This window comes from Streptomyces sp. NPDC101776 (assembly GCF_044766845.1).
Classification (GTDB): domain Bacteria; phylum Actinomycetota; class Actinomycetes; order Streptomycetales; family Streptomycetaceae; genus Streptomyces.
This window is the reverse complement of sequence record NZ_JBIWMV010000002.1, coordinates 114,477-127,993: the sequence shown is the minus strand read 5'-3', so window position 1 is coordinate 127,993 and position 13,517 is coordinate 114,477. Positions and strand designations below refer to the sequence as shown.

The window sequence follows — 13,517 nt, the reverse complement described above, 5'->3', positions numbered from 1 at the left end:
CCGGGCCCCCTCGGGTTTTCCCCTCCAGCATCAGAACCCCCACGATCCCCCCAGATCCCCCTCCAAGAGTCCTGATGCCAAGTACGACCCGCGCGGTGCGGGCAGGGTTGTACGGACTTCCAAGATTCTTTTGACGAAGACGACGAAGACACGGAGAGGGGCGGCCGGATGATCGGGACGTTGTTCCGGAGTGACGACGTGCCGGTGGAGGACCGGTTCGAGTACTGGCGGGAGTTGACCCATCAGGCGATCGCGCCCAGTCACATCAGCAGCGAGCACGCCGGGGACTTCTGGGCGGAGCAGCGGATGATGGAGCTGGGGCCGGTGCATGTGTGGCCCACGTCGTTGCTGCCGGCGCGCTTCGTACGGACCGAGAAGCTGGTGCGGCAGTGCGACCCGGAGACGTACCACCTGACACTGATACTCGGCGGCGGCCTGGGCCTGGACCACGTGGGCCGGACCGATTTCTACGGCCCGCGCGACCTGTGGGTGACGGACAGTTCGCGCCCGTACGACGTCCACCCGTCGACGGCGGACGGACAGCGGGTGATCACGGGGGTCGGAGTGGACTTCCCCAAGACGTTGATGCCGATGCCCCCGGACCGGATGCTGCCGTTGCTGGGCAGGCGGTTGTCGGGCCGGGAGGGTACGGGCGCGCTGCTGACGGGTTTCCTGGCCGGCCTGGACCAGCAGGCGGAGTCCCTGCGGTCGTCGGACGCAACGCGGTTGGGCACGGTGATGGTGGACCTGCTGGCGGCGTGGTTCGCGCAGGTGCTGGAGGCGGAGTCCGCGCTGTCGCCGGAGACGCGCCACCGAACCCTGATCGCACACATCCGGGCATTCATCCGGGACAACTTGCACGATCCGGAGCTGACTCCGCCGGTGGTGGCTGCCGCGCACCACATCTCCTTGAGCTATCTGCACCGCCTCTTCCAGGAGGACGCCCGGGGCGAGACGGTGGCGGCGTGGATACGTACGCAACGTCTGGAAAGTGCCCGCCGCGACCTGGCGAACCCGGCGTTGCGGGACACCCCGATCCGCGCGATCGCCGCCCGCTGGGGCTTGTTGCGCGCCGCGGACTTCACGCGGGCGTTCCGCCAGGCGTACGGGTTGTCGCCGAGGGAGTACCGGATGCGGGGAGTCGAGTAGACGGAGAACCAACACCACGCATGGACTCTCCGCTAACGACAGTTCCGGGGCTCACCCCGCATCCTGATCATTCGGTGCCTGGTGCTCCATCTCCGCGGGGGTGTGATGGAGCACCAGGGCACCGCCTTTCTCCAACCGGGCTCCCCGGCTCTCCGCGATCCGCCGGACATCGCTCAGGGACTCGACCAACCGCCTTACCAGATAGCGCAGTTCGGCACCGGTGGCGCGGTGCGCGGCGAGGATGGCATCGGCGTGCCCGAGCAGTTCGTCGGCCATCCCGAGCTGTACGTCTTCGACGTCGTCGGCCATGCGCGATACGTAGCCGGCGCCGTCACCGACGACGTAACAGGGGTTGCCGTCCAAGGTGGTCCAGGGCAACAGGCGCCCTTGGTCGGTCACTTGCCGTCCTCCCGACGGGGAACGCCGAGCGAGCCCATGCCGGCACCGCGGAGTTCGTACGCCTGGGTGGGCGGGCGCTCTCCGGTGGCGTAGCGGGTGGAGCCGCCGACGTACGGACACGAGTAGGGGCGGTAGCGCCTTGGCTTCAGGAACCGGGCGATGCGGGCGAACACGGTGACCTCCTGCTTTCCCTCGACTGCGAGCTGTGGCGAATCAGTCACAGAGTGGGGTCGGCGCTGGCTACGCTGCCAGTACCTGGAGGTTGACAGCGCGTACGTCAAGTTGGGGGTCGCGGCCATGACCGAATCTCGTTCACCTCGGACGCAACGGGAGAAGTACGGGGCGGAGTTGAGGCTGCGGCGACTTGCGGCCGGTCTGACGCAGGAGGAACTGGGCGAACTGGTCGTGTGCTCACCGACGTTGATCAGTCACTGGGAATCGGGGAGGCGTCTGCCGAGGCCCGATGACGCACGGCGGATCGACCAGGCGCTGAAGACGGACGGGTTCTTCCTGCGCTGGTTGGAGGACCTGGAGTCGAAGTACGCCGACCACTTCGCAGCCGTAGCAGAGCTGGAGCAACAGGCCACGCTCATCCAGCAGTTCGCTCTCTCGCTCGTTCCGGGCGTGTTCCAGACCGATGACTACGCGCGTGCGTTGTTCCGCGCGTACCGGCCGAACCACACCGCGGCGGAACTTGACGAGGCCGTTGTCATTCGAACAAAGCGTGCCCAGATTCTCGATGGCCCGTTGAAACCGGTCGTCTGGACGCTGCTCGACGAGTCCGTGCTGCGGCGCCGGGTTGGCGGCTGTCAAGTGATGGCCGAACAACTGCACAAGATCGGCGACTTGGCTGAAGCGGGGCGCATGCGACTGCACATCCTCCCGTTCGGCGTCGGAGCACACGCGCTCCAACAGAGCCTGCTCACGCTCATGAGCTTCGACGACTCGGCCCCGGTGGCCTACGCCGAGGGCTTCCTCACCGGCAACTTGATGGATGATCCAGCGCTGGTGACCGCCGGCCAGACGGCCTACGCTCTGGTCTTGAGCGACGCCTTGTCGCAGCAAGAGTCACTGACCCTCGTCAGAGCGGCAGCGGAGGAACACACGCATGGTCAGCAGTGAGCACATCGTCTCCGACTCGTCCGCCCTCACCGGGTGGTACAAGTCCAGCCACAGCGGCGGCGATCAGGGCGAGTGCCTTGAGGTGGCGCGCGGCTACGCCGGTGTGCCCGTCCGCGACAGCAAGGCCGTCACCGGCCCGGCGTTGGTGTTCTCGACCGGCCACTGGGCGGCGTTCGTCGGTGCCGTCAAGGGTGGTCGGGTCTAGTACGTCGAGTCGGCGGCCGACCGTTTTCCAGGAGTGGGACTCCCGCACCGGTGAGTCGACCCACGGCACGGGAGCCCCACGCACACCTCACCGGCTCACAGCACGTGCTCCACGAACCGCGCCGCCGTCTCCGCCAGCACCTCGCGCCCGTCCCGTGCCCACAGCCCGTCGTTGAACAGCTCGACCTCGATGGACCCGGTGTACCCGGCCGCCTCGACGTACGACAACCACTCCCGCATGTCGATCGCGCCGTCGCCGATCTGCCCGCGGCCGTTGAGCACGCCCTCGGGCAACGGGGTGGTCCAGTCGGCGAGTTGGAAGGTGTGGATACGGCCGCCCGCGCCCGCCCGGGCGATCTGCTCGGGCGCCCGGTCGTCCCACCAGATGTGGTACGTGTCCACCGTGACGCCGACCTGCTGGGCGGGGAACCGCTCGGCGAGGTCGAGAGCCTGGGTGAGCGTCGAGACCACACAGCGGTCGGAGGCGAACATCGGGTGCAAGGGCTCGATGGCCAGCCGTACGCCCCGTTCCTCGGCGTAGGGCCCCAACTCGCCCAGCGCGTCGGCGATCCGCTCCCGCGCGCCGTACAGGTCCTTCGAGCCGGCCGGGAGACCGCCCGACACGAGCACGAGGGTGTCCGTGCCGAGCGTGGCCGCCTCGTCGACGGCCTTGCGATTGTCATCCAGGGCGTGGGCTCGCTCGGCCGGGTCGAGTGCCGTGAAGAAGCCGCCCCTGCACAACGTTGTCACCGCGAGGCCCGCGTCGCGGACCAGCTTCGCGGTGGCCTCCAGGCCGTACGACTGGACCGGCTCGCGCCACAGGCCGACGCCGGGGACGCCCAACTCCAGGCAGGCGTCGACCAGTTCGGGCATGCCGAGCTGCTTCACCGTCATCTGGTTGATGGAGAAGCGGGACAGGCCGGGATCGCTCACTGGGTCACTCCGTACAGGGCGAGCAGGTTCTTCATCCGTTCCTCCGCGAGCTTCGGGTCGGGGAACAGGCCCAGACCGTCGGCGAGTCGGTAGGCGCGGGCGAAGTGCGGGAGGGAGCGGGCCGATTGGAGGCCGCCGACCATCGTGAAGTGCGACTGGTGGCCCGCGAGCCAGGCCAGGAACACCACGCCCGTCTTGTAGAAGCGGGTCGGGGTCTGGAAGAGATGGCGGGACAACTCGACGGTGGGGTCGAGGAGTTCACGGAATCCGGCCGCGTTCCCGGTGTCCAGGACGCGGACCGCCTCCGCCGCCAGCGGGCCGAGCGGGTCGAAGATGCCGAGCAGGGCGTGGCTGAAGCCCTGCTCGTCGCCCGCGATCAGTTCGGGGTAGTTGAAGTCGTCGCCGGTGTAGCAGCGGACGCCCTGCGGCAGTCGGCGCCGGATGTCGATCTCCCGCTGAGCCTCCAGGAGCGACACCTTGATGCCGTCCACCTTGTCCGGGTGGGCCGCGATGACTTCGAGGAACGTGTTGGTGGCCGTGTCGAGGTCGGACGAACCCCAGTAGCCCTCCAGCGCCGGGTCGAACATCGGGCCCAGCCAGTGCAGGACGACGGGTTCGGTGGCCTGGCGCAGGAGATGGCCGTAGACCTCCAGGTAGTCCTCGGGTCCCTTCGCCACCGCCGCGAGCGCCCGCGAGGCCATCAGGATGGCCTGCGCGCCGGACTCCTCGACGAGGGCCAACTGCTCCTCGTACGCGGCCTGTACGTCGGCCAGGGTGCCGCCGGTGATCTGGTCGGTGCCGACGCCGCACGCGATCCTGCCGCCGACCGCCTTGGCCTCGGCGGAACTCCGGCGGATCAGCTCGGCCGCGCCCGCCCAGTCCAGGCCCATGCCGCGCTGGGCGGTGTCCATCGCCTCGGCGACCCCGAGCCCGTGCGACCAGAGGTGGCGGCGGAAGGCGAGGGTGGCGTCCCAGTCGACGGCGGCGGGCGAGTCGGGGCTGGTGTCGGCGAAGGGGTCCGCGACGACATGCGCCGCCGAGAACACCGTACGAGAGGTGAAGGGGGTGCCGGAGGTGACGGCGAAGGGTTCGGACCGGGGCTCGTAGGCCCTCAATACCCCACCGCTGTCCGGGAGTTGGATGGTCACAGGGCGATCTCCGGGACGTCGAGTCGGCGGCCCTCGGCGGACGACTTCAGGCCCAGCTCGGCGAGCTGGACGCCACGGGCGCCGGCCAGCAGGTCCCAGTGGTAGGGGGCGTCGGCGTAGACGTGGCGGAGGAACAGTTCCCACTGCGCCTTGAACCCGTTGTCGAAGTCGGCATTGTCGGGGACCTCCTGCCACTGGTCGCGGAAGACCTCGGTGGCCGGGATGTCGGGGTTCCAGACCGGCTTGGGGGTGGAACTGCGGTGCTGGGCACGGCAGTTGCGCAGACCCGCGACCGCCGAACCCTCCGTCCCGTCGACCTGGAACTCGACGAGTTCGTCGCGGTTGACGCGGACGGCCCAGGAGGAGTTGATCTGGGCGATGGCTCCGCTGTCGAGTTCGAAGATGCCGTAGGCGGCGTCGTCGGCGGTGGCGTCGTAGGGCTTGCCGTTCTCGTCCCAGCGCTGCGGGATGTGGGTGGTGGCGATGGCCTGGACGGACTTGACGCGGCCGAACAGCTCGTGGAGGACGTACTCCCAGTGCGGGAACATGTCGACGACGATGCCGCCGCCGTCCTCCGAGCGGTAGTTCCATGAGGGGCGCTGGGCGGTCTGCCAGTCGCCCTCGAAGACCCAGTAGCCGAACTCGCCCCGGATGGACAGGATCCGGCCGAAGAAGCCGCCGTCGATGAGGCGCTTGAGCTTGAGCAGGCCCGGGAGAAACAGCTTGTCCTGGACGACGCCGTGCTTGATGCCGGCGGCGTCGGCGAGGCGGGCCAGTTCCAGGGCGCCGTCCAGGCCGGTCGCGGTCGGCTTCTCGGTGTAGATGTGCTTGCCCGCGGCGATCGCCTTCGTGAGCGCCTCCTCGCGGGCCGAGGTGACCTGGGCGTCGAAGTAGATCTCGACGGTCGGGTCGGCGAGGACCGCGTCGACGTCCGTGGAGACGTTCTCCGGGTCCAGTCCGTGCTGCTCGGCAAGCGCCTTCAGCGCGTGCTCGCGGCGGCCGACGAGAATCGGTTCCGGCCACAGCACGGTTCCGTCGCCCAGGTCTAGACCACCCTGGTCTCGCAGTGCGAGGATCGAGCGGACGAGGTGCTGGCGGTAGCCCATGCGTCCGGTCACGCCGTTCATGGCGATACGCACCGTCTTGCGTGTCACGTGTTTCCCTTCGTCCGCATGCGTCCCAACGACGCAGCAAGCGCTTTCTATATATGCAGAAGCTAGCCTTTGCCCACTGGTCTGTACAAGACCGTGATGGGGTGGAGTTGTTCGAGGGGGCGAACGACCGGGGTGAGTGGCCTTATGGTCTGCTCGGACGGGGGCTTCCTTTGAGCAGCCTATGTACAACGGCGTACGACAAGATGCGCGACCGGAGGACGAACAACATGACGGTGACCCTGGCGGACGTGGCGGCCCGCGCCCAGGTCTCCCCAGCGACGGTGTCGCGCGTACTGAACGGCAACTACCCGGTGGCGGCCACCACGCGGGAGCGGGTGCTCCGGGCGGTCGACGAGCTCGACTACGTCCTCAACGGTCCCGCGAGCGCGCTGGCGGCGGCCACCTCCGACCTGGTCGGCATCCTGGTCAACGACATCGCCGACCCCTTCTTCGGGATCATGGCGAGCGCGATCCAGGCCGAGATCGGGGGTCCCGGCGGGCGTGCGGGCGGGGAGCGGCTGGCTGTGGTGTGCAACACAGGAGGCTCCCCGGAGCGCGAGCTGACGTACCTGACGCTGCTGCAACGGCAGCGGGCGGCGGCCGTGGTGCTGACCGGCGGCGCGATGGAGAACGCGCCGCACGCGGCGGCGGTCGCGGCGAAGCTGCGGAAGCTGGGCGAGGCGGGGACGCGGGTGGTCCTGTGCGGGCGCCCGCCGGCGCCGGACACGGGGGCGTTCGCGCTGACCTTCGACAACCGCGGGGGCGGCCGGGAACTGACCGAGCACCTCATCGGGCTCGGCCATCGGCGGCTCGGCTACATCGCCGGGCCGGAGGAACGAACGACGACCCGCCACCGGCTGGAGGGCCACCGCGAGGCACTGGCCGCGCACGGCATCGACGAGGACCCCCGCTGGACCGTGCACGGCCGCTACGACCGGCGGTCGGGCTACGAGGCCACGCTCGAACTCCTGCGCAGGGACCCGTCGTTGACCGCCGTGGTCGCCGCGAACGACTCCGTCGCGGTGGGGGCGTGCGCGGCCCTGCGCGAGTCCGGTCTGCGCATCCCGGACGAGGTCTCGGTCGCCGGCTTCGACGACCTCCCGTTCAGCGTGGACGCGGTGCCTTCGCTGACGACGGTGCGGTTGCCGTTGTCCGAGGCGGGGGCTCGGGCGGGGCGGATCGCGATGGGGCGGGAGGAGCCGCCGCCGGGTGGGATCGCGACGGTTCGGGGGGAGTTGATGGTTCGGGGGTCTTCGGGGGTGCCGCGGAAGCAGCCGTGAGTGTAGGTCGGCTTGTGTCGGCCGGCTCCTTGTCAGAGGTGGCTGGTAGACCCTTGCCGTGACGTTCCTGGTGTGGGTCGAGAGTGACGCGGACGGGTGGCATGCCGAGCCGGAGGCATTGACGCGGGCCATCCGCGCCCGGTGGCCCGAGGTCGGGGTCGACTCCACGCACCGCAGCGAGGTACAGAGCGTCGTCTGGGAGTTCGAGACGGAGAACGGTCCCGGTGAGGTGTATCTGCACGAGACCGGCATCTGCCTGTACATGGACGTCTGGGAGGAAGACGCCGTCCGGCTGGCGATCGCTTTCCGTGAGCTGGCACCGGCAGACCTTGACCTGGTGTTCTGTGACGTGGGCTATACCTTCGATGTCCCGTTGCGGGCCGGTGTCGCCGAGGCGGAGCTGAGCGATCTGGTGAAAGCCGCCAACTGACCCTGCGTCACGGGTGGGGCTGTGCGGTGAGTGTCGCGAGTCGGTGCAGGCGCTCGTAGTAGCGGACCTCCTCCGCCTCCGTGAGGAGGGGCAGGACCACGTCGAGTTCGGTGAGGCAGCGGCGCAGTGCCCGGAGGGACTTCGTCTGCCTCGCGCCGGTCATGGACACCCGCGCGGATCCGTGGAGACCATGGACGCACACCCCTCCCCGGCACTACCGTCGGAACCGCAATACCTCTGACTGAGTCAACTACCCTGAGCGAGCACCGGGGATCGATCATGACCGTCCAGGACATCCGCGCCTTCAACCGCTTCTATACGAACGTCATCGGCGCCCTCGACTACAGCCGTCATCTCTACGCCCCCTTCACCCTCACCGAGTCCCGCGTCCTGTATGAACTCGCGCATTCACCGCGCACGGACGCCGCCGATCTCCGTTCCGAACTGTCCCTGGACGCCGGGTACTTGAGCCGGATCCTGAACCGGTTCGAGCAGGACGGGCTGATCGAGCGGGCGCCCTCGCAGAAGGATCCGCGGCGGCGCCAGGTCACGCTCACCGTGCGCGGGCGGGAGACCGCCGACCTGCTGGCCGAGCGGGCGGACGAGTCCGTCGGGGCGCTGCTGGCGACCGTGCCGGACGCCGACCGGCCGCGGCTCTCCGAGGCCCTGCACACCGTACGGACGATCCTGTCGGACGGGCCCCCGCCCACCCGGTCCGGGGAGGTCGCGCTACGGGAGCCGGGGCCCGGTGATCTCGGGTGGATCGTGCAGCGCAACGCGGCCCTGTACGCCGCCGAGTACGACTTCAACGCCGACTACGAAGGGCTCGTCGCGCGGATCGTCGCCGATTTCGCGGAGGATCACGATCCGCATCTGGAGCGGGTGTGGATCGCCGAGCTGGACGGGCGGCCGGTGGGGTCTGTGATGTGCGTGCGGGACGACGCACCGGGGACCGCCCGGCTGCGGCTGCTGCTCGTCGAGCCCGATGCGCGCGGGCATCGGATCGGCGAGCGACTCGTCTCGGCTGTCGTCGAGTTCGCGCGCGGTGTCGGTTATCGCGACCTCGTGCTGTGGACGAACGACATCCTCGGCGCCGCCCGCCGCATCTACCAGCGGCACGGGTTCGTCCTCGTCGCGGAGAAGCCGCACCGCTCCTTCGGCCAGGATCTCGTCGGCCAGGACTGGCGCCTCGACCTGCATGGGACCCTGGAGTGACCGCGTACGGGACCTCGGAGTGACCGTGTACGGGACCCGGAGTGACCACGTACGGAACCCCTGGGTGACCGAGGACGAAATCCGTATGTGCCGAGTAGGGTCGGTTCCATGAAGCTCGCCTTCTCCACCCTCGGTGTCCCGGGCCTCCCCATCGCCGACGTGCTGCACCTCGCCGTCACGCACGGTTACCACGGCGTGGAGTTGCGCGCGCACCCGGAGGAGCCCGTGCACCCCGGCATCGACGCCGGCCAACGGGCCGACGTGGTCCGCGAGTTCAAGGCGGCCGGCGTCGAAGTGCTGGGCCTCGCCGGGTATCCGCGGGTGGCCGCGCCGGGTGACGACGACGTCGTCCTCGCGGAGATCCGTGAACTGCTGGAGCTGGCACGGGACTTGGGCGCGCCCTTCGTCCGTGTCTTTCCCGGTGGCAGCGGTGAGCAGTCACCCGGGGAGGCCGACGCCACGGCCGCGCGGCGGCTCGGTACCGCCGCGGAGTGGGGTGCCGACCTCGGCGTACGGGTGCTGCTGGAGACCCATGACTCGCACCGGACCGGCGCGGACGCGCTCCGCGTGCTCGGCCCGGTCGGGCACCGCCAGGTGGGCGCCCTGTGGGACGTCATGCACACCTGGCTGGGCGGCGAGCAGCCGTCGGAGACCTACGCCGCGCTGGGTCCGTATCTCGGATACGTCCAGGTCAAGGACATCGCCTCGGCCGACGACACCACCCCGCTGCCGCTCGGGGCCGGTGCCCTGCCGCTCGCCGAGTGCGTCGAGGTGCTGTCCCGGCACGAGTGGGACGGCTGGCTGTGCTGGGAGTACGAGAAGCGGTGGTACGAGGGTGCGGCGCCGCTGCCCGAGTTGCTGGCCGCCGGTCACGATCACCTGGCAAGGCTGCTCAACGAATCGGCGTAGAAGGCCTGTTCGGCGACCCGTCGTAGAAACGCCGACCCTGTAATTCGCTGGTCGGCACGGCGGCCAGCGCCGTACGGTCCCCCGGTGCCCCAGCGACCCGCCCCGTGCCCTGTCATGCCCTCATGAGCCCCGCCCTCGCCCTGACGTTGATCGACGTCCGGCCGTTGCGGACGTCCCCGGTGTTCCGGCGGCTGCTGATCGGGCGGACGGCGTCACTGCTCGGCTCGTTATCGCGAGGCGCGAACCGCAGACCGCGCGGCTCAGGCCCCGTAGCCCGACGTGCCAACCGCATGCCACGTGGCGCGTGGTGTGTAGCCCAGGCATATATCGCGAGGCGCGGGCCCGTATCGCGAACCGCAGGCCGCGTAGGCCGACCGCGAGCCGCGTGGCGCCGAGCGCGGGCGTGACCGTAACCGCGCGGTGCCTGACGCGGGCCGGACTGCACCCGCGCACCGCCAGACACACCCCCGACCACACCCGCGCACCGCCAGACACACGCCCAACCACACCCCCCACAAGACCAGCCACCAGCCCGGCGACCCCACCCGCCCGGCAGACCGGAACCGTCGCTACCCCGGAGGCCGAGCCGTGAGACGTGACGTGTCATCCAGGCACCAGTCCAGTACCGCCGGCCAAGACCCGTACCCGGCGACCAGGTCGAGGTGACCCCCGCCCGGGATCATCTCGGTGGGGATCCCGAACGGATCGCCGTACGCGGCCCGGGCGCCTCCCTCGCAGTACGGGTCGTCGTCGCCGGCGACGAGGCGGACGTTGCCCGGGAGGGTGAACTCGGCTGCGGGCGGGGCGAATCCGGCTACTTCCGGATAGCTCGCGACCACGGAGGCGGACGGCGGCCCGACCAGCAGGACCCGATCCACCTCACCGCCCCGGACCACCCCGCGGGCGACGGCGTGCAGCCAGAGCAGGGCGGAGGCGCTGTGCGCGAGGACGACCCGCTCGGAGTCGGGGCCGGCCGGCAACTCACCTAGATGGCGGCTCAGTTCACCCAGCCATACGTCCAGATCGGGGTCGTCGGGGTCGGGCAGCTGGGGGTAGGTGACGTGGTGGCCGAGGTCGCGGAGGCGGTCGGCGAGCCAGTGCTGCCAGTGGTCCTTCGGCCGGTGGTTCTGCCAGCCGTGGAGGATGAGGTACGCGGTCATGCCCCCGATCTTCGCCGGTACCGCGACGTCGATCCAGTCGGTGATCCGGTGCCGGGCGCGGTACGCGATCAACTCGGGCTCTCCGCCTACGGGTTGTACCGATCCACCCTCGCCTCCAACTCTCCCCTCCGCTCCCCCCACTCCTCCACCGTGATCGAGTAGATCGCGGAGTCCCGCAACAGACCGTCCTCCCCCGGCGCCCAGGACCGCGACCAGTTGCGCAGAACTCCCTCGAAACGCGCGCCCACGCTCTGGATCGCGGCGCGGGAGCGGTCGTTGCGGGCGTCTGTCTTCAGGTCGACCCGGGACACTCCCCACTCCTCGAACGCGTGCCGGAACAGCAGGAGTTTGGCCTCCGCGTTCACCCCCGTGCCCTGCGCCGAACCGGCCAGCCAGGTGAACCCGACCTCCACGGCGTCGAGTTGATCGTCGGTCAGCCAGGAGCGGGGTTCCCAGTAGGCCGTGACGCCGACCGTCTTCCCCGTGGTCGTCGACACCTGGGCGTACGGCGCGAGCCGGCCCGTCGCCGCGCGGCCCAACTGGGCGTCGACATAGGCCTCCACCTCGTCCGCCCTCGGGACCCAGGTGAACGCGTACGAACCCCGGTTCTCCTCCGCCGCCACCGCCAGATCGGCCGTGTGCCGATGCTCCAGCGGCTCCAGGCGCACAAGTCGGCCCGCCAGGACCGGAGCCTTCAGTGCGAGCCCTGCTCCGAACCCCACGCCCATCCCCTCACGCCCGTTCCTTCATCCCGGCAACTGCCCCCGCAGGGACGCGAATTCCTCGTGGAAACCCGGGAAAGTCTTCCGCACACACCCCGGGTCGTCGAACGAAATACCCGGCACACGCAACCCGGTCACCGCGAAGGACATGACGATGCGGTGGTCACCGTAGGACTTGATCTCCGCGCCCGACACACCCGACACGCCCGACATACCTGACACACCTGACACACCTGACGCCTCCGACGCACCCGAAGTCCCAGGAGTCGCCCCCGGCCGGACCTCGATCCAGTCGTCCCCCGTCACCACCTCCACCCCCAACAGTCGGAGGTTCCCCGCACAGGCCTCCAGCCGGTCGCACTCCTTCACCCGCGTGTTGCCCACGTCCTCGATCCGGACCGGGCCGGACGCGAACGGGGCGATCGCGGCGAGGGTCGGCATGGTGTCGGAGATGTCGCGCATGTTGACCGTGAGGCCGCGGAGTTCGCCCGTGCCGCGTACCCGTGTGCCGTCCGCGCCGGTCTCCACCTCCGCACCCATGCGCCGCAGTACGTCGACGAAGCCCAGGTCGCCCTGGAGCGCGCCCGTGCCGAGCCCGGGGACCGTGACCTCGCCGCCCGTGAGGGCCGCCGCCGCGAAGAAGTAGCTCGCGGTGGACGCGTCCGGCTCGATGTCGTACGTCGTCGCCGTGTAGCCGCCCGGCGGGACCACGTACACCCGCCCCTCCTGCCGTACCTCCGCCCCGAACGCCCGCATCATCGCGATCGTGATCTCGACGTACGGCGCGGAGACGAGGTCGGTGACCTCGATGCGCAGGCCCTTCCTGGTCAGGGGGCCCAGCAGAAGCAGGGCGGTCAGGTACTGGGAGGACTGGCCCGCGTCCAGCACCACCTCGCCGCCCTCGACGCCGGACGCCTCGATACGGAGGGGGTGGTGGCCCTCCGCCTCTTCGTGGCGCAGGTCCACACCCAGGTCGCGGAGGGCGGTGCTCAACGGACCCAGCGGGCGGCGCCGCATCTGCGGGGACGCGTCGAAGCGGAAGCTGCCGTGCCCCGCCGCCGCCAACGTCGGCAGGAAGCGGGCCGTCGTCGCGCCGTCCCGGCAGTACACGTCCGCCTCCGCGACCGCCGGGCCCTGCGGGCGGCCGTCGATCTGCCAGGCGTCCGGGGTCCGTCCCACGCGATAGCCGAGCCGGGTCAGCCCCTCGGCGAAACCCTCGGTGTCGTCCGAGCGGAGGGGGCGCCGGAGGGTGGTGACGCCGTCGGCCGCCGCCGCCAGGAACAGCGCGCGGGCGGTGATGGACTTGGAACCGGGGATGTCGACTACGGGCATGCCCTCATGATCGGGCGACGGCCGGCCGCTCCGCCGGGACGTCCACGGGATGGACGGCCCGACCGTCCGTGCGGACCGGTGAGCGGTCCCGTCCGTCCCACTGTCCCCAGCCGCACCGACTTCCGGGAATCGACCGCGCGAAGGGAACCCGCGTCCCCTCCCCTCCGTCCAACCGGCATGCTGCCGGATGAGTCTCCGTGGTACGGCGTCGGCCTCGCTGCTGGCTGCGAACGCTGACCAACCCTCTCCTCCGCACCGCGGCCGACAGCACGCCGTCATCGGCGCGCCCCCCTCCAACTGCGCCGATGGCGGCCCCTCCACGGGCTCCTGTGCGCGCTCCCTTGACTGGCAGAAACTTCC

The 13,517-nt window shown here is 70.1% G+C and carries 16 protein-coding genes; 7 read left to right on the top strand and 9 right to left on the bottom strand.

From position 1 onward, the window contains the following. Window positions 1–168 precede the first annotated feature (168 nt). A complete protein-coding gene (locus ACIRRY_RS06350) occupies window positions 169–1,149 on the top strand; it encodes an AraC family transcriptional regulator (protein ID WP_403968583.1) in 981 nt (326 codons plus the stop codon). 51 nt (window positions 1,150–1,200) lie between these two features. Here the strand turns inward: ACIRRY_RS06350 and ACIRRY_RS06345 are convergent, their stop codons facing one another. Both ACIRRY_RS06345 and ACIRRY_RS06340 read right to left on the bottom strand, forming a co-directional pair. Then, window positions 1,201–1,548 carry a hypothetical protein gene (locus ACIRRY_RS06345; RefSeq protein WP_403968581.1) on the bottom strand — a complete coding sequence of 116 codons (348 nt, stop codon included), beginning with the start codon at window positions 1,546–1,548 and terminating at the stop codon, window positions 1,201–1,203. Further along, entirely contained in the window at window positions 1,545–1,721 is a 177-nt protein-coding gene (locus ACIRRY_RS06340; RefSeq protein ID WP_403968580.1) for a hypothetical protein, read from the bottom strand. The genes ACIRRY_RS06345 and ACIRRY_RS06340 overlap by 4 nt, the downstream gene beginning before the upstream one ends. A 124-nt stretch (window positions 1,722–1,845) precedes the next feature. Between ACIRRY_RS06340 and ACIRRY_RS06335 the strand changes: the two genes are divergently transcribed. Together ACIRRY_RS06335 and ACIRRY_RS06330 are read left to right on the top strand one after the other, a co-directional pair. Continuing rightward, window positions 1,846–2,670, top strand: coding sequence for a Scr1 family TA system antitoxin-like transcriptional regulator (locus ACIRRY_RS06335; RefSeq protein WP_403968578.1), 825 nt, complete (start codon window positions 1,846–1,848; stop codon window positions 2,668–2,670). Next, the gene (locus ACIRRY_RS06330) at window positions 2,657–2,875 is read left to right on the top strand and encodes a DUF397 domain-containing protein (RefSeq protein ID WP_262058023.1); all 219 of its coding nucleotides are present in this window, start codon (window positions 2,657–2,659) and stop codon (window positions 2,873–2,875) included. The genes ACIRRY_RS06335 and ACIRRY_RS06330 overlap by 14 nt, the downstream gene beginning before the upstream one ends. A 95-nt stretch (window positions 2,876–2,970) precedes the next feature. Here ACIRRY_RS06330 and ACIRRY_RS06325 read toward each other — a convergent pair whose 3' ends face one another. Genes ACIRRY_RS06325 through ACIRRY_RS06315 form a run of 3 tightly spaced genes read right to left on the bottom strand, consistent with a single transcriptional unit; the run spans window position 2,971 to window position 6,109 of the window. After that, window positions 2,971–3,768, bottom strand: a complete 798-nt coding sequence (locus tag ACIRRY_RS06325; protein ID WP_403970804.1) for a sugar phosphate isomerase/epimerase family protein — start codon at window positions 3,766–3,768, stop codon at window positions 2,971–2,973. Window positions 3,769–3,803: 35 nt separating this feature from the next. Beyond that, window positions 3,804–4,955 (bottom strand): dihydrodipicolinate synthase family protein, encoded by a 1,152-nt coding sequence (locus tag ACIRRY_RS06320; protein ID WP_403968576.1) that lies wholly within the window; start codon window positions 4,953–4,955, stop codon window positions 3,804–3,806. After that, window positions 4,952–6,109 carry a Gfo/Idh/MocA family protein gene (locus ACIRRY_RS06315; protein ID WP_403968574.1) on the bottom strand — a complete coding sequence of 386 codons (1,158 nt, stop codon included), beginning with the start codon at window positions 6,107–6,109 and terminating at the stop codon, window positions 4,952–4,954. Before ACIRRY_RS06315 ends, ACIRRY_RS06320 begins: the two co-directional genes overlap by 4 nt. Window positions 6,110–6,336: 227 nt before the next feature. On the opposite strand from ACIRRY_RS06315, the gene ACIRRY_RS06310 reads away from it, so the two are divergent. Both ACIRRY_RS06310 and ACIRRY_RS06305 read left to right on the top strand, forming a co-directional pair. Beyond that, window positions 6,337–7,389, top strand: a complete 1,053-nt coding sequence (locus ACIRRY_RS06310) for a LacI family DNA-binding transcriptional regulator (RefSeq protein WP_403968572.1) — start codon at window positions 6,337–6,339, stop codon at window positions 7,387–7,389. A 58-nt stretch (window positions 7,390–7,447) separates the two neighbouring features. Continuing rightward, complete coding sequence (locus tag ACIRRY_RS06305) at window positions 7,448–7,819, top strand: hypothetical protein (RefSeq protein WP_403968570.1); 372 nt, start codon at window positions 7,448–7,450, stop codon at window positions 7,817–7,819. A 7-nt stretch (window positions 7,820–7,826) separates the two neighbouring features. On the opposite strand, the gene ACIRRY_RS06300 is transcribed toward ACIRRY_RS06305, so the two are convergent. Then, the gene (locus tag ACIRRY_RS06300) at window positions 7,827–7,982 is read right to left on the bottom strand and encodes a hypothetical protein (RefSeq protein WP_403968568.1); all 156 of its coding nucleotides are present in this window, start codon (window positions 7,980–7,982) and stop codon (window positions 7,827–7,829) included. 116 nt (window positions 7,983–8,098) lie between these two features. Here ACIRRY_RS06300 and ACIRRY_RS06295 point away from each other — a divergent pair, with 116 nt between their 5' ends. Then, window positions 8,099–9,034: a GNAT family N-acetyltransferase gene (locus ACIRRY_RS06295; protein ID WP_403968566.1), complete on the top strand. Its 936-nt coding sequence runs from the start codon at window positions 8,099–8,101 to the stop codon at window positions 9,032–9,034. 108 nt (window positions 9,035–9,142) lie between these two features. Continuing rightward, window positions 9,143–9,943: a sugar phosphate isomerase/epimerase family protein gene (locus tag ACIRRY_RS06290; protein ID WP_403968564.1), complete on the top strand. Its 801-nt coding sequence runs from the start codon at window positions 9,143–9,145 to the stop codon at window positions 9,941–9,943. Between the two features lie 569 nt (window positions 9,944–10,512). On the opposite strand, the gene ACIRRY_RS06285 is transcribed toward ACIRRY_RS06290, so the two are convergent. The 3 genes from ACIRRY_RS06285 to aroA form a co-directional block, all read right to left on the bottom strand. Continuing rightward, entirely contained in the window at window positions 10,513–11,103 is a 591-nt protein-coding gene (locus ACIRRY_RS06285) for an RBBP9/YdeN family alpha/beta hydrolase (RefSeq protein ID WP_403970801.1), read from the bottom strand. Window positions 11,104–11,189: 86 nt separating this feature from the next. After that, a complete protein-coding gene (locus ACIRRY_RS06280) occupies window positions 11,190–11,825 on the bottom strand; it encodes a GNAT family N-acetyltransferase (RefSeq protein WP_403968562.1) in 636 nt (211 codons plus the stop codon). 24 nt (window positions 11,826–11,849) lie between these two features. Then, window positions 11,850–13,157 (bottom strand): 3-phosphoshikimate 1-carboxyvinyltransferase, encoded by a 1,308-nt coding sequence (gene aroA, locus ACIRRY_RS06275; protein WP_403968560.1) that lies wholly within the window; start codon window positions 13,155–13,157, stop codon window positions 11,850–11,852. Window positions 13,158–13,517 lie beyond the last annotated feature (360 nt).

Excerpts from the sequence above, each read along its gene's own strand:
- ACIRRY_RS06325 (WP_403970804.1), bottom strand. The coding sequence starts at position 3,768 with ATGACGGTGAAGCAGCTCGGCATGCCCGAACTGGTCGACGCCTGCCTG.
- ACIRRY_RS06300 (WP_403968568.1), bottom strand. The coding sequence starts at position 7,982 with ATGACCGGCGCGAGGCAGACGAAGTCCCTCCGGGCACTGCGCCGCTGC.
- ACIRRY_RS06310 (WP_403968572.1), top strand. The coding sequence starts at position 6,337 with ATGACGGTGACCCTGGCGGACGTGGCGGCCCGCGCCCAGGTCTCCCCA.
- ACIRRY_RS06295 (WP_403968566.1), top strand. The coding sequence starts at position 8,099 with ATGACCGTCCAGGACATCCGCGCCTTCAACCGCTTCTATACGAACGTC.
- ACIRRY_RS06290 (WP_403968564.1), top strand. The coding sequence starts at position 9,143 with ATGAAGCTCGCCTTCTCCACCCTCGGTGTCCCGGGCCTCCCCATCGCC.
- ACIRRY_RS06335 (WP_403968578.1), top strand. The coding sequence starts at position 1,846 with ATGACCGAATCTCGTTCACCTCGGACGCAACGGGAGAAGTACGGGGCG.
- ACIRRY_RS06350 (WP_403968583.1), top strand. The coding sequence starts at position 169 with ATGATCGGGACGTTGTTCCGGAGTGACGACGTGCCGGTGGAGGACCGG.
- aroA (WP_403968560.1), bottom strand. The coding sequence starts at position 13,157 with ATGCCCGTAGTCGACATCCCCGGTTCCAAGTCCATCACCGCCCGCGCG.
- ACIRRY_RS06285 (WP_403970801.1), bottom strand. The coding sequence starts at position 11,103 with ATGACCGCGTACCTCATCCTCCACGGCTGGCAGAACCACCGGCCGAAG.
- ACIRRY_RS06330 (WP_262058023.1), top strand. The coding sequence starts at position 2,657 with ATGGTCAGCAGTGAGCACATCGTCTCCGACTCGTCCGCCCTCACCGGG.